Source organism: Streptomyces sp. V2I9 (assembly GCF_030817475.1).
Classification (GTDB): domain Bacteria; phylum Actinomycetota; class Actinomycetes; order Streptomycetales; family Streptomycetaceae; genus Streptomyces.
Genome location: NZ_JAUSZJ010000002.1, coordinates 4,634,124 through 4,647,745, shown reverse-complemented (window position 1 = coordinate 4,647,745; position 13,622 = coordinate 4,634,124). Strand labels below are relative to the sequence as shown.

Genomic DNA, 13,622 nt, shown 5'->3' with positions numbered 1-13,622 from the left:
GAGGACAGGGGTCGGCACCCGTGAGGGGCTGGGCTCCGCACCGGTGGGGGACAGGGGCCGTCCCCCTGCGACGACGCGGGTGCCGCCCCGGAACACAGGGGAATCGGTCCCGGAACGCCGAGGTATCGGTCCCGGCCATACCCTCCAGTACGGTGGGCCCGTGCCCAGGACAGCCAGCCCTCGCCGACGACGCCTCCTCCGCTACGGGGCCGCCCTCGCCGTGCTCGCGGCGCTCGGCGGTTATCTGGCCGTGCAGTACGACTCCTCCGGTTCGAAGAACCCGCCGCGCTGCGTGGTGGAGGCGAAGGACGGGGACGAGGGCGGGACGCAGCGGTACGAGATGAGCCTCGCCCAGGCCGTCAACGCGGCGACGATCTCCGCCGTGGGCACCACGCGGGGCATGCCGGAGCGGGCGGTGACGATCGCGCTGGCCACCGCGCTCCAGGAGTCCGCGCTCCACAACATCGACCACGGCGACCGGGACTCGATGGGCCTGTTCCAGCAGCGGCCCTCGCAGGGCTGGGGCAGCGCGGAGCAGATCATGGACCCGGTCTACTCGTCCGGGAAGTTCTACGAGGGCCTGGCCGAGGTCCCCGGCTATTCGCGGCTCCCGCTGACCGTGGCCGCGCAGCGCGTGCAGCGCAGCGGGTTCCCGCAGGCGTACGCGAAGCACGAGCCGGACGCCGCGCTGCTGGCCGCCGCGCTGACCGGGCGCAGGCCCGCCGCGCTGAACTGCACCCCGTCCACCGCCACGGCGGACGGTCCGGGCGACGCCGGACAGGTGCGGGCCGAGTTGGTGCGCGCCTTCGGCAAGGAGGTGCTGCCCGCCGCGAAGGCCGCGGGGCCCTCCGCCGCCTCGACCGTCTCCGTCCCCGTACCGGCGGCACCGGCGAAGGCCGGGGACGAGAGGGCGCCCCGGCGCGGCTGGGAGCTGGCGCACTGGGCGGTGGCGCAGTCCGAGGCGCTGCGGATCGAGCGCGTGAGCTACGCGGACCGGGTCTGGGAAGCCGGCCGGGGCTGGCGGACAGAAGACCCGAAGGGTACGGAAACGGGTGTGGCGACGGTCGGCATCCGGGTCGCTCAGTAGTACGCCCCATCCCCCGTACGGACCCCGGCGGCCCCGGCCCCGGACGTTTCCCGCCCTTCCCTCACAGGCTCGGCGAGCCTGCCCCGATCCCCTTGCCGCGCAAGAGGAGTGACGGTTCACCGGGGCGCGGCGGTATGGATCGTTTGCCCGGTTTCCGGCGCTGCGGATAATCGGACGCATTACTCAGTCTTTACCTTTGCGCACCGCAACCTCCCCCGCCCCCGCAGCGGTTGTCAGGGCGTCCGGATCACCGGACGGACGCATCCGTGCACAACCCGCTGAAGGAGCATCATGTCCCTCCCCCTGGCCCGTCGGATCGCTCGTGCCGCGCTGCTGATCGCCGCAGGCGCAGCCCCCGTGGTCGGTGCGGCCGGCGCCGCGAGCGCCGCAGAGCTCCCGCAGACCACGGACCTGGGCGGTCTGACCTCGCTGGACGGCGCGAGCGTCGGCGACACCCTCGACAGCACCGCCCGGCAGGGCACCGAGGCGGCCGGTCAGACCGGCGGCCGGCTCGTGGGCACCGCGCTCCCGGCCGCGGGCGAGGCCGTCGGCGGCTCCGCCAAGGTGGCCGTCCCGGCCGCCCAGGAGACCGCCGGCCGGACCGCGGGCAGCGCGGGCGAGGCCGTGGGCGGGGTGGCCGAGGCCGCCGGCGGCGGTCTGCCCACCGACTCCCTCACCCGGGGCGGCCTGCCCACCGACGCCCTGCCGCTGAGCGGGCTGCCGATCGGCTGACCCGAGCCCGGCACCAGCGGGAGGGCCCGGGAAGTGCGGAGTGCGCACTTCCCGGGCCCTGCCGCGTCTCCGGGCCCCGCGCTTCCGGGTCCCTATCAGGACAGGCGCTTGACCGCCGCCGCCACCCGCTCGTCGGTCGCGGTGAACGCCACCCGGACGAAGCTCGCGCCCGCGGGGCCGTAGAAGTCGCCGGGCGCGACCAGGATGCCCCGCTCCGCGAGGTGGGCCACGGTGTCCCAGCACGGCTCGTCGCGGGTCGCCCACAGGTAGAGACTGGCCTCGCTGTGCTCGATCCGGAAGCCGTGCGCCTCCAGGGCCGCGCGCAGGGCGAGGCGCCGGTCGGCGTACCGGGCGCGCTGCTCGGAGACGTGCACGTCGTCGCCGAGGGCGGCGACGGTGGCCGCCTGGACGGGGGCGGCCGTCATCATCCCGCCGTGCTTGCGGATCAGCAGCAGCTCACCGAGGACGGCAGCGTCGCCCGCGATGAACGCGGCCCGGTACCCGGCCAGGTTGGAGCGCTTGGAGAGCGAGTGGACCGCGACGATGCCGTCGTAGTGGCCGCCGCAGACGTCCGGGTGGAGCACCGAGACCGGCTCGGCGTCCCAGCCCAGCTCCAGGTAGCACTCGTCGCTGAAGACCAGGACGCCGTGCTCGCGCGCCCAGGCGACGATCCGGGTCAGCTCCTCCTTGGGCAGCACCTTGCCGGTCGGGTTGGAGGGCGAGTTGAGCCAGAGCAGCTTCAGCCCGGCCGGGTCCAGCTCGGTCGGGTCGTCGTAGACGACGGGCTCCGCGCCGCAGAGTCGCGCGCCGACCTCGTACGTCGGGTAGGCGAGCCGGGGGTAGGCCACCCGGTCGCCCGCGCCGAGTCCGAGCTGGGTGGGGAGCCAGGCCACCAGCTCCTTGGAGCCGACGACCGGCAGCACGTTCGCGTGCGTGACGCCGACCGCGCCGAGGCAGCGACCGACCCAGCCGGTGAGCGCGTCCCGCAGCTCCTCGGTGCCCCACACCGTCGGATAGCCGGGGCTGTCCGCCGCGGCCACCAGCGCCCGCTGGATCAGGTCGGGGACCGGGTCGACCGGAGTGCCGACCGACAGGTCCACGATGCCGTCCGGGTGGGCGAGCGCCGTCGACTTGTAGGGCGCGAGCTTGTCCCAGGGGAAGACGGGGAGGCGGGAGGAGACTGCGGACACGGGATTCTGCTTTCTCGGGTTTCTCGTGCTGATCTCGTACGGGGCGTTCTCGCACGGCCTGTGCGCGTGGTGTTTCCCGCGCGGGAAACACCACGGTCCCGCACGGGGACGAGCCGTACGGGACCGGGCTGCGCGCGTGGTGCCGCCGCCTACTGGTTCTGCGGGGGCAGTGCGGCGATGAACGCGTGGTCGCGCTCGATGAGACCGAGCTTGGAAGCACCACCCGGCGAGCCGAGGTCGTCGAAGAACTCGACGTTCGCCTTGTAGTAGTCCTTCCACTCCTCCGGAGTGTCGTCCTCGTAGAAGATGGCCTCGACCGGGCAGACCGGCTCACACGCTCCACAGTCGACGCACTCGTCCGGGTGGATGTACAAGGACCGCCGGCCCTCGTAGATGCAGTCGACGGGGCACTCTTCGATGCAGGCCTTGTCCTTCACGTCGACACAAGGCTGCGCGATGACGTAGGTCACGCTGTCGTTCCTCCTCGGTAGGGCGTTGGCTCTCGCGCGGGAGCGCGGCGTCGTCGATGCCCACCCCTAGTATCTCCGTTCTCGGGCACGATCCGAACAGGAGGGGCGGACAGACCTGTGGAATTCACGATCGGCGGACGGATGGACGTTCGCATCACCCGCGCTGACGTGGGCAAACGCGTCTCCGTGCGGTGCCGGACGGAGAACGGCGGCGCGGGCGCGGAGTTCACCGACACGGTCGGGGTGCTCACATCATGGACCGACGGTGTGCTCTCGATCACACGAAAGAGCGGGGAGTCCGCGCACATCGGGGAATCCTCCCTCGTCGCCGGAAAGGTCGTGCCCGCCGCGCCGGCCCGTCGGCGCGGTCCCGCCGCCTCCTTCGAGGAACTGGCCGCCGTCACGGCGCGCGCCTGGCAGCCCGTGGAGAGCGAGGCACTGGGCGACTGGCGGCTGCGCGCCGCCGCCGGTTTCACCCGGCGCGCCAACTCCGTGCTGCCGCTCGGCGATCCGGGGCTCCCGGTCGGTGAGGCGCTGGGGCGGGTGCGCGCCTGGTACGGGGAGCGGGGGCTCCCCCCGTACGTCCAGACGGCGACCGGGGCCGCGGGCACGCAGGAGGTCCTGTGCGCGGAGCTGGAGCGGCACGGGTGGCGGCGCGAGGTCTCGGCCCAGGTGCGGATCGCCGCGCTGGCGCCGGTCGGTGACGGGGCGGCGGCGGGTACGGCGGTCCGGCTGACCCGCGAGCCGGACGCGGCCTGGCTCTCCCGCTACCAGCGGTTCTCCACCCCCGGACCGCAGGTGCTGCCCGTGCTGAGGAGCGGCCCTTCGGTCTGGTTCGCCACGGTCGCGGGGGACGGTGACGCGCCGGACGCGATCGGGCGGTGCGTGGTGGACGGCCGGTGGGCCGGGTTCCTGGCCGTCGAGGTCGCCCCGGAGCGGCGGCGGCGCGGGCTCGCGACCGCCGTGATGACCGCGCTGGCACGACGGGCCCTGGACGAGGGCGCGTCGGCCGCCTGGCTCCAGGTCGAGGAGGACAACGAGGGGGCGCGGGCGCTGTACGACGGCATGGGCTTCGCACTCCACCACCGCTACCACCACTACCGCCCGGCGTGACGGAACGCGCCGGGGCTCCCGGCACCGGCTCCGGGACGGGCCCTCGGGCAGGCACCGGTGACGGCCCCTCGGGTGTACGGCGGGCGGATCTGCGCACATGAACGGGGACAGGGGCGGGGACAAGGGCAGGGGTCGGAGATGAGCACGCTGGATTCCGGGGCGGACGAGCGTCGGCGGCAGTTCGCCGAGGAGGCCCGGTCCGAGCGGCCGGACCTCGCCCTGCTGTGCCTGCTGCTGGGCGCCGAGGCCGGACCGGTCGGCCCGGCCGAGGTCCGCCCGGTGGTGCCCGGGGAGACCGACCCCGACCCGTACGGCATCGACGCCGCGCAGATCGAGCTGGACCGGCTGGCGGGGATGCTGCCGTACGGCTCCCGCTCGCCCGCCGGCTGGGCCTCGGCCCTGGCCGAACTGCTCGGCGGGCGCTACGGGTTCGGCGGATCGTCGGCCGACTACCAGCGGCTGGACTCCTCCCTGCTCCAGCGGGTGCTGCGCCGCCGCCGGGGCCTGCCGATCCTGCTGTCCGTCGTCTGGATCGAGGTCGCCAGGCGGGCCGGCGCGCCCGTGTACGGCGTGGCGCTGCCCGGCCACTTCGTGGTCGGCTTCGGCGACCGCGAACACCCGGTACTGGCCGACCCGTTCGCCGGGGGCGCGCCGTTGACCGGCCAGGATGCCGCGTTGCTGGTGGCAGGGGCGACCGGGGCGGCCCTCGACCCGTCGATGACGACGCCCGCGCGCCCGCTGGAGATCGTGCTGCGCATCCTGAACAACATCCGGGCGTGGGCGGCGGCCCGGCCCGAGCGCACCGATGTGGCGCTGTGGGCGGTGGAGTTGTCGCTGCTGCTGCCCTCGCGTCCCGCGCGGCTCCGCTACGAGCACGCCCAGCTCCTGGTCCAGCGCGGCGAGTTCCTGCGCGGGGCGGCGGAGATGGAGGAGTACGCGGAACTCCTCGACGGCATCGAGCCGACGACGGCCGAGAACATCCGGCGCAAGGCCCGTGCGGCGCGCGCCCTCCTCAACTGAACCACCCCCCGAACCGGCCATCCGGCGGGAATGACGCGGGGCCCGGCCCACTGACGGATGCCCACGGGTTCCCGAATACCCAGGAAATAGCGAGACAGATGGATCGGTGAGCGCTGTGCGCTCCCGATTTACATCCGAACGCCCCCTTCCGCGCCCAACGGGGGCACTATTCGGCCCGTTTGTCGGCGTACGTGAAGGCCCATGCGCTCAACTGGAACCGTCACCGGACGCACACGATCCATCGCATTCCGCGTTGGTCGGGCCGCAAGAGAAAGACTGAGGGCAGATCTATGACAACCGTGCTGCTGGTCCACACCGTGCCGTTGTGGCGCGCTTCGCTGGCCTCGCTGCTCTGCGCGGGGCCGGGCATAGAGGTCCGGACCGCCGAGCACGGTGCGATACGCGACGCCCTGGGCGGATCGAGTGCGGACGTGCTCCTCACGGACCTCGACTGTCCGGGCGTCCTGGAGGTCCTCGACGAGGTGAAGACGGTGACCGCGCCGCACGGCGGCCCGTACCCGCTCGCCGTGCTCACCCGCAGCGACCGGCCGCGCGGCCTGCGGCGGGCGTACGAGGCGGGGGTGCTCGGCTACATCGACAAGTACCGTCCGGTGGACGACCTGTCCGAGGTGATGCACAAGCTGGCGGACGGCGGGCGGCACATCGACGAGTCGCTGGCGTTCAGTCTGCTCCAGGTGGCCGACATGCCCTTGTCTCCGCGCGAGTTGAGCGTGCTCTCGCTGGCCGAAGGGGGTGACACCGTGGCCGGGATCGCCGCCGAACTCCACCTGACGCCGGGGACGGTGCGCAACTACCTGGCCGCCGCCATCCGCAAGTCCGGGGCCCGCAACCGGCTCGACGCGATCAGACGGGCGAAGGAGGCGGGCTGGATCTGACGCCGGGCTCCCCGCCCGGTGCGCGGTCCTCGCCCGGCGTGCCCCGACCGGAGCCGAGCGACGAGCCCCGACCGGTACCGACCGTCCCGTGCCGACCGGCGACGGCCACCGCGTCCTCCTCGTCCGGTACGCGGGCCTCCCCCGGCGCACCCGCGTCCTCCGGCGTGTCCACGTCCTCCGGGCCCCAGAGTCCGGCCAGGTCGCGGTAGAGGGGGCTGGAGAGCAGGAGTTCGTCCGGCGTGCCGCACCGGGTGTGCGGGCCGTCCATCACCAGGGTCCGCCCGGCGCGGCGGGCCGAGCTGAGCCGGTGGGCGACGACGACCAGCGCGCCCGGCAGCGCGGCGCAGGCCAGCTCGGCCCGCGTCTCGGCGGCCGGGTCGAGGCGGCTGGTGGCCTCGTCGAGGATCAACAGGGGTGGTGCGGCGAGGTAGGCCCGGCCCAGGGCGACGAGCTGGCGCTCGCCCTGGGAGAGCCGGCCCGGTTCGACGTACGCGTCGAGGGAGCCGAGCCGGGAGAGCAGCGATTCCAAGCCGATCGCGTCCCCCATGGCCGCGATCTCCCGGTCGTGGGCGTCGGGACGGAGGTAGCGGAGGTTGTCCCGCAGGGAGCCGCTGAACACATAGGCGTGCTGGGGCAGCAGAACCCGTACGGCGGTGGCGTCGGCCGGCCGCACCGGCCGCCCCCGCCACCGCACCGCTCCCCCGGTGGGGCGCTCGACCCCGGCGAGTACGGCGGCCAGGGTGGACTTGCCGCTGCCGCTCGGGCCGACCACCGCCAGGTGCTCCCCCGCTGCGATCGTCAGGGAGAGCCGGTCCAGGACGGGCCGGGCACGGGGCCCGTACGCGAAGGTGACCTCGTGGAGTTCGGCGACCGGGGTCCCGCGCGGCGTGGGGACGGCGTCGCCGACGGGTGCCGTCGTGGTGTCGCCCGGGGGAGCTGGTGCGGTGTCGCGTGGGGCGGCCCCGGTGGTGTCGCGTCCGGGGGGCGGGTGGTCGTCCCCGGGCGGGGGCGGGGCGTCCGTGAAGCGGTCCAGGACCACGACGAGGCGGCCCCCGGCCGTGCCCAGCATGGTCATCAGCGCCTGGACGGCGGGGGCGAGCGCCTGGGTGAGGTAGGTCAGCGCGCCGACCAGCGCACCCGGCGTCAGCCCGTTCCGCAGCAGCCAGGGCGCCCCCAGGAGGAGGAGCAGCGGGGGGAACCGGCCGCAGACGGCGAGGGCCAGCACCCGTACGGCCGACCAGCGGGCCAGCGACCGGGAAGCGGAGAGCTGCGCGGCGGCCAGGGCTCCGGACTCCTCCACCGTCCGCCCGGCGGCCCCGGCGGCGGCGATGTCGCGTACGGATGCGGCGAGTTCACCCGCGTGCGCGGCGTACGCCTCGTCGGCGGCGAGGTAGGCCCGCTGGCGGGCGGCCATCGGCGGCAGGGTCCCGAGGAACAGGGCGGACCCCACGACCAGCGGCGGCAGGACGATCAGGAGGAGGGCGGGCGAGAGGGCGAGCAGACCGGTGACGGCCCCGGCGGCGGTGAACGCGAACGAGCGCAGCGTCAGGACGAGTCCGGCCCAGCCGTCCCGCGCGATCTCACTCTGATGGGTGAGCTGGGACAGGGAGCGGGTGCTGACGTCGCCGGAGCGGCCGAGCGCGCCGGACAGCGCTCGGGACACCGCCCGCCGGACCAGTCCGTCGCGCAGCGGCTCCACCAGGTCCGCGAGTCGGCCGAACATACCGCGCGCGGCGAACACGGAGGGCAGCACGGCGACCGCGGCGACGGCCAGCCAGAGCAGGCCGGTCGCCGGGCGTCCGGCGAGGAATCCGTCGTCGAGGGCGCGAGCGACCCCGTACCCGCTGAGGAAGGTCTGCGCGAACTCCAGCAGGGACCAGCCGGACAGCCGCAGGATCACCCCGGTACGCGCCCGCAGGAAGGGCCGGGCCTCCCGGCTGACGCGACGCAGCGCGGTGTCGCGCCGGGGGCGCGGCGGCGCGTCGTCCACGTCCTCGGCCCCCGTGTGCGGTGCCGGGTCGTTCACGTCCTCGGCCCCGCCCGGCGGCGGCGCGTCGTTCCGCTTCACCGGGCCGCCTCCGCTCCGGTCCGCTCCCGGTGTACGTCCGGTGGGTCGCCGCGGAAGACCGCCCGGTAGTCCGGGTCCGTCCACAGCTCGTCGTGGCGGCCCGTCGCGCGGAGACGGCCGCCCTCCAGCCAGGCGACCCGGTCCGCCCGCGCGGCCGAGGACAGCCGGTGGGCGACGATGATCCGGGTGCAGCTGCCGGCCCGCGCGTCGAGCGCGCGGCGGACGTGGTGCTCGGTCACGGTGTCGAGGCTGGACAGCGCGTCGTCGAGGATCAGCAGTCGGCCCGGATGGGCGAACGCGCGGGCCAGGCCCAGGCGTTGGCGCTCGCCGCCGGAGAGCGGGGCGTCGGCGACCGGGGTGGCGTAACCGTCCGGCAGCAGGGCGACGAACCCGTCGGCGCGGGCGGCGCGGGCGGCTTCGCGTACGGCGTCGGGCGCGGCGGTCCAGGGCCCGTAGGCGATCGTGTCCTCGACGGTGGTTCCGGGGAGGGCGGGCCGGGCGAAGGCGTACGCCACTTCGCGGCGGAGCCGGGCCGGTTCCATGCCGTCCATCGGGACGCCGTCCAGCAGCACCCTGCCGGTGTCCGGGTCGAGCAGCCGCCCGGCGACCGCGGCGAGCTGCGACTTGCCGGAGCCGGAGCGTCCGACGACGGCCAGGGACGTGCCGCCGGGGACGGTCAGGTGGATTCCGGTCAGCAGCGGTGTGCCGTCCTGTTCGACGCCGACGTCCCGGAGTTCGAGGTGTCCGGGGGCGTCCGGGGCCGGTCCGAGGCCGCGGTGCGGGAGCGGAGCGAGGGTGAGGAGGGGTTCGAGGGTGTCGGCGGCGGCGCGGCTGCGGGCCAGCGAGCCGAGCGCGCCGGTCAGTGAGCCGATGCCGACGGCGAGGCTCGCGTAGCGGGAGGCGGCGACCAGGTCCCCGACGCCGATCGCGCCCGTGCCGAGCCGGAGTCCGGCGACCGCGAGGACGAGCAGCATGAGCAGGGGCAGCAGGAGTCCGCTGCGGCCGACCGCCCGCCCGTACACCTCCCAGGTGCGCCTGCCGTGTCCGGCGAGGGTGGCCAGGGGTTCCAGGATGCGGCGGTGTTCGCGGGCGGCGGTGCGGGCGGCGCGGATGGTGTCGGCGCCTTCCAGGGCCTCGGTGAGCCGGTGGGCGATGAGCGACTGGGCGCGCTGGTAGTCGGCGCCTGCGTCGGCGGTCCCGCGGGTGAAGGCGCGCAGCAGGAGGACGAGGAGGGGCGCGCCGACGAGGAGCGCGGCGGCGGTCCACACGTCGATGAGGAGGAGGCCGGCGAGCGCGCCGAGCGGGAGCAGGACGCCCGCGACGGCTCCGGCGGCGGTGGCGGGCGCGGACGCGGCGTCGGCGGTCCGCGCGGTGAGCCGGGCGGTGAGGTCGCCGGTGGGCAGGGCGAGGGCACGACGGGGTTCGGCGGCCAGGACGCGGGCGGCGGTGCGGGTACGCAGGGACGCGGTGAGCTTGGCGGTGGTGGTCGTGCCGGTCACGGCGGCCGCCGCGTCGAACCCGGTCTCGGCGAGGGTCAGGGCGGCGCAGAGCAGCAGTCCGGACCAGGGCACGGGCCCGCCGGTGACGAGCCGGTCGACGGTGTGGCCGAGGGCGGCGGGCAGGGCGAGGGCGGCGAGCGCGCCTCCGGTGGAGCAGAGGAAGAGCCAGGCGAGGGCGGCCGGATGCCGCCGGGCGAGCCGCCGTGCGCCGGACGCGCGGGCCGGGCGGGGGTGCAGCGGCACGGGTCGCCTTTCCGGTCGGCAGGACGGTTGCCCGAGGGAGCCCGGAGTCGTCCTCGGGGTGGCGGGACAGCCCCGGCGCGGGTTCCGGAGCCGCCGGCCCGGTCGGTCGGACGGCCTGCGGTGCACGTGGTTCGGGTGCACGTGGCGTGGGAACGTGGCCGGTCGGCCCGTCGGTGGTGTCCACCGACGGGCCGACCGGGGTGGGTCACGGGGTGCAGAGGACCACGCTGAGCGAGCTGTACTCACAGACCAGCAGCGAGACCTGGCTGCCCGTGGCGAGCTCGCCGAACGAGTCCTCGGCCGGGGTGTCCATCGCCTGAAGGTCGAGAAGCGCCATGATGATGTCCTTTCGGGGACGGTTGTCGTACAGAACGGTGTTGCTACGACCCCTGGAGGGGCCGGTCCGTGGGGCCGCTGACGCGGCCGGGGTGCGCCGCCGGGGTGGCGGGCAGGAAGGGAAGTCCGATGGGGGCGCCGTGCGCGGCGCCCAGGGCGAGGAGCGCGCCGGCGGTCCCGGTGGCCAGGTCCATCGACAGGCGCATCAACTGCTCGCCGGGGAAGGCGAGTCCGCCGCCGTACGCCAGCACGTGGCTGCCCAGCAGGTCGAGGTGGCGGTCGATCGCCCGCTGCCGGTCGGCTCCCTCGCAGAGCGGGGTGGCCGCGAGGTGTGCCAGGAGTCCGGCGGAGCCCCGGAACAGTCCCGGCTGTACGTAGAAGGCGGAGCGCGCGGCCGGCAGGAGGGCGCGGCCCGCCTCTTCGAGCGCGGGGTCCGGGCGCTGGGCCAGGTAGGCGTCGATGACCGCAGCGATGCCCGCGCTGCCCGAACCGAGGTACGGCATCAGCCGCCTGCCCTCGACGACGAGGAGTTCGCCGTCGTCGCCGGCCCGGCACCGCTCCAGGTCGCGGTGGAGCGCGGCGGCGGCCAGGTCGAGGAGGGCGGTGTCGCCGGTGGTCGCGTACCGGCGGACCAGCAGCAGGGCGATGCCGCTCGCGCCGTGCAGCAGTCCGGTGCGGGGCGAGGGCGGGCCCTCGGTGAGCGCGCGGACGGCGAGGGCGGTACAGCGGGCGGCCGCGGCGGAGAGCGCCGGGGCGTCGGTGGCGGAGGCGGTGCGGGCCAGGTCGTCGAGGGCGAGGCCGATGCCCGCGTACCCGTTGTGCAGGCCGGGGGCCAGGCCCTCCAGCGGCTGGTCGAGGATGATCCGGAGGAGGTCGGCGGCCTCGGCGGTACGGCCGATCCGGTGCAGGGTCCAGGCGATGCCGGTGAGCCCGTCGTAGAAGCCGAGGGGGCTGCCGGACGCCGGGGACTTGGCGTGCCGCAGGAGCCAGTCCTCGGCCGCCGGGCAGGGCGGGGCGCCGGTCTCGTGGAGGGCGTAGAGCACCCCGGCCGCCCCGTACGCGAGGGACTGGCCGCCGGTGGCCGTGGCGAACTGGGCGATGTCTCCGGGGAAGACGCGGTCCTCGCGCTCCGGTGTGCAGGAGGCGGTGATCGCCCGGACCAGCGCGTCCCGGCTGCGCGGCCAGTCACGGAGGTCGGCGGGGTCAGGGGGGCGGGGAGCGTCACGGCGGTCGGGGAGGTCCCGGCTCTCGGGGAGGTCCGGGAGGCCGGAGGCCGGGGCCGCCGCGTTCCGGGGCTCCGCGCCGGGCGTGCCCGCCTCTCCTGCCTCCCCCGCCTCGCGCAGGATCTCCGTGACCGCCGGGCGCAGCGCCTCCTCCGTGACCGGGAAGACACGGACGATGTCACGGGCGAGCCCGGCCGCCTTGGTGCGGTCGATGCCGAACAGGGTGGTGAGCGGCAGGTACAGCGCGAGCCGCAGACAGGCCAGCGCGTACCGGTCGATGTCGGTGCCGCGCCGGTCGGCCGGGGCGACGAAGGCCGGGTTGGCGACGATCTGGCGGCGGCGGTCGGCCGCTGGGAAGGCCGCCTCGAAGTCGAGCAGGGCGATCCGGGAGTTCTCCTCGTCGACCATGACGTTGCTCATGTGCAGGTCGCTGATGACGATGCCCCGGGCGTGCACCGCCTCGACGGCGCGCTCGACCTGCCCGTACACCTCCTCGGCCCACGCCGCGTGTTCGGCGAGCAGTTCGGGCGAGGGGTGCTGCCGGGCGAGTGGGAAGCGTCGGGCGAAGACGGTGTTGAGGGTGGCGCCGGGCATGTACCGGAGGACCAGGAAGTGGTGGTCCCCGACCTCGAACACGTCCCGGACCGCCGGTACGCAGTCCAGCCCGGCCAGGTGCTCCAGGGCGGTCCGCTCGCGGTCCAGCCGGGCGACGGCGTCCGCCCCGTCGGCGGCCAGTCCGGCGTACGGGCGGGCCTCCTTGAGGACGACCTGTTCGTCGGTGCGGGTGTCACGGCCGAGGTAGACCCCGCCGCCGTTGGAGAAGTGCAGCGCCTTCTCCACGGTGTACGGGAGGCCGGCGAGGCCCACGGCGGCACGGGCTTCGAGGTGCGGTGCCAGGAAGCCGGGCGGGGTCACCCAGGAGGGGACGCGGAAGGCGGGGCCCCGGTCGTCCGGGACGAGCCTGCCGAGCGGGTCGGCGACGGCGGGTACGGGCCGCCCGTCCGGGCCGGAGCAGAAGCGGGCGGCGAACGCCCCGTACCGGGTGTGGACCGGGCCGTTCCCGCACCGCAGGTCGCTCAGGATGTACGGTCCGTGCTCGCCCTCCAGCAGGCCCATGAGGGCGGTGCACACCTCGGGGAACGCCTCGTCGGAGGGCGGGTACACGGTGATGAACTTCCCGCTGCCGGCCCGGTCCGCGTACTTGGCGTTCCGCAGGGCGAGCAGCCCCGCGTTCGGGACGCACTTGAAGGCCAGCCGGTGCGCCAGACAGTGGGCCACGACCCGCTCCAGCACGGAGTCCGCGTTGTCGAGGGCGGCGGATATGTGGAGCTTCCAGCCCTGCGGCGGCAGGCGCAGCCCGTCGGGGCTGTAGGAGAGCCAGTCACCGCGCCGGGAGCGGGTCCACCCCTGGGGGGCGGCGGCACGGACGGCGGCGTAGAACGTGTGATCCTCGTCGGCGCTCCCGGCCGGCTGGAGGGCACGGTGGGGTGCGTCGTAGAAGCGGCGGTCCGCCTGGCAGTACGCGGCGTACTCCGGATTCACGCACGTTCCCCTCGCTCGGTTCGGTCGCGGCGAGAGAGAAGTTGTCACAACGATGAGTGGTGTCCCTAGTCACGGTTGTCACGACTCGTACATGCACGCCAACCGTCACCGGCCGTGCGAAGTGCATCGTCGGCCGGTGCGTTTCCCTTCCCGCGCAGGTACGGACCGGTGCCACCGGGGGGCGTGCGGGGGCGTGCGCGGGG

The 13,622-nt window shown here is 75.0% G+C and carries 9 protein-coding genes and 1 pseudogene; 5 read left to right on the top strand and 5 right to left on the bottom strand.

Going from position 1 to position 13,622, the window contains the following annotated elements; translation table 11 throughout:
- Positions 1–160: 160 nt before the first annotated feature.
- Both QFZ71_RS20595 and QFZ71_RS20590 read left to right on the top strand, forming a co-directional pair.
- Positions 161–1,087: a hypothetical protein gene (locus QFZ71_RS20595; RefSeq protein ID WP_307669653.1), complete on the top strand. Its 927-nt coding sequence runs from the start codon at positions 161–163 to the stop codon at positions 1,085–1,087.
- A gap of 291 nt (positions 1,088–1,378) precedes the next feature.
- A complete protein-coding gene (locus QFZ71_RS20590; RefSeq protein ID WP_307669652.1) occupies positions 1,379–1,819 on the top strand; it encodes an ATP-binding protein in 441 nt (146 codons plus the stop codon).
- Between the two features lie 95 nt (positions 1,820–1,914).
- Here QFZ71_RS20590 and dapC read toward each other — a convergent pair whose 3' ends face one another.
- Both dapC and fdxA read right to left on the bottom strand, forming a co-directional pair.
- A complete protein-coding gene (gene dapC / locus QFZ71_RS20585) occupies positions 1,915–3,009 on the bottom strand; it encodes a succinyldiaminopimelate transaminase (RefSeq protein ID WP_307669651.1) in 1,095 nt (364 codons plus the stop codon).
- Positions 3,010–3,158: 149 nt separating this feature from the next.
- Positions 3,159–3,479, bottom strand: a complete 321-nt coding sequence (gene fdxA, locus QFZ71_RS20580) for a ferredoxin (protein ID WP_307669650.1) — start codon at positions 3,477–3,479, stop codon at positions 3,159–3,161.
- Between the two features lie 117 nt (positions 3,480–3,596).
- Here fdxA and QFZ71_RS20575 point away from each other — a divergent pair, with 117 nt between their 5' ends.
- The 3 genes from QFZ71_RS20575 to QFZ71_RS20565 all read left to right on the top strand — a co-directional run bounded on the left by QFZ71_RS20575 (position 3,597) and on the right by QFZ71_RS20565 (position 6,508).
- Positions 3,597–4,592: a GNAT family N-acetyltransferase gene (locus QFZ71_RS20575; protein WP_307669649.1), complete on the top strand. Its 996-nt coding sequence runs from the start codon at positions 3,597–3,599 to the stop codon at positions 4,590–4,592.
- 138 nt (positions 4,593–4,730) lie between these two features.
- Positions 4,731–5,612, top strand: coding sequence for a transglutaminase-like domain-containing protein (locus tag QFZ71_RS20570; protein ID WP_307669648.1), 882 nt, complete (start codon positions 4,731–4,733; stop codon positions 5,610–5,612).
- A gap of 290 nt (positions 5,613–5,902) precedes the next feature.
- Positions 5,903–6,508, top strand: coding sequence for a response regulator transcription factor (locus QFZ71_RS20565; RefSeq protein WP_307669647.1), 606 nt, complete (start codon positions 5,903–5,905; stop codon positions 6,506–6,508).
- On the opposite strand, the pseudogene QFZ71_RS30490 reads toward QFZ71_RS20565, so the two are convergent.
- The 3 genes and pseudogenes from QFZ71_RS30490 to lanKC form a co-directional block, all read right to left on the bottom strand.
- A pseudogene (locus QFZ71_RS30490) lies at positions 6,477–10,318 on the bottom strand (ATP-binding cassette domain-containing protein); the annotation flags it as partial. The gene QFZ71_RS20565 and the pseudogene QFZ71_RS30490 sit on opposite strands and share 32 nt — an antisense overlap.
- A gap of 205 nt (positions 10,319–10,523) precedes the next feature.
- Positions 10,524–10,655 carry a SapB/AmfS family lanthipeptide gene (locus tag QFZ71_RS20550; protein ID WP_003966507.1) on the bottom strand — a complete coding sequence of 44 codons (132 nt, stop codon included), beginning with the start codon at positions 10,653–10,655 and terminating at the stop codon, positions 10,524–10,526.
- A 43-nt stretch (positions 10,656–10,698) separates the two neighbouring features.
- A complete protein-coding gene (lanKC, locus tag QFZ71_RS20545) occupies positions 10,699–13,419 on the bottom strand; it encodes a class III lanthionine synthetase LanKC (RefSeq protein ID WP_307669645.1) in 2,721 nt (906 codons plus the stop codon).
- Positions 13,420–13,622 lie beyond the last annotated feature (203 nt).

Bases quoted from the DNA above. Each gene is read 5' to 3' on its own strand.
- QFZ71_RS20590 (WP_307669652.1), top strand. From the start codon at position 1,379: ATGTCCCTCCCCCTGGCCCGTCGGATCGCTCGTGCCGCGCTGCTGATC.
- QFZ71_RS20570 (WP_307669648.1), top strand. From the start codon at position 4,731: ATGAGCACGCTGGATTCCGGGGCGGACGAGCGTCGGCGGCAGTTCGCC.
- QFZ71_RS20565 (WP_307669647.1), top strand. From the start codon at position 5,903: ATGACAACCGTGCTGCTGGTCCACACCGTGCCGTTGTGGCGCGCTTCG.
- QFZ71_RS20550 (WP_003966507.1), bottom strand. From the start codon at position 10,655: ATGGCGCTTCTCGACCTTCAGGCGATGGACACCCCGGCCGAGGACTCG.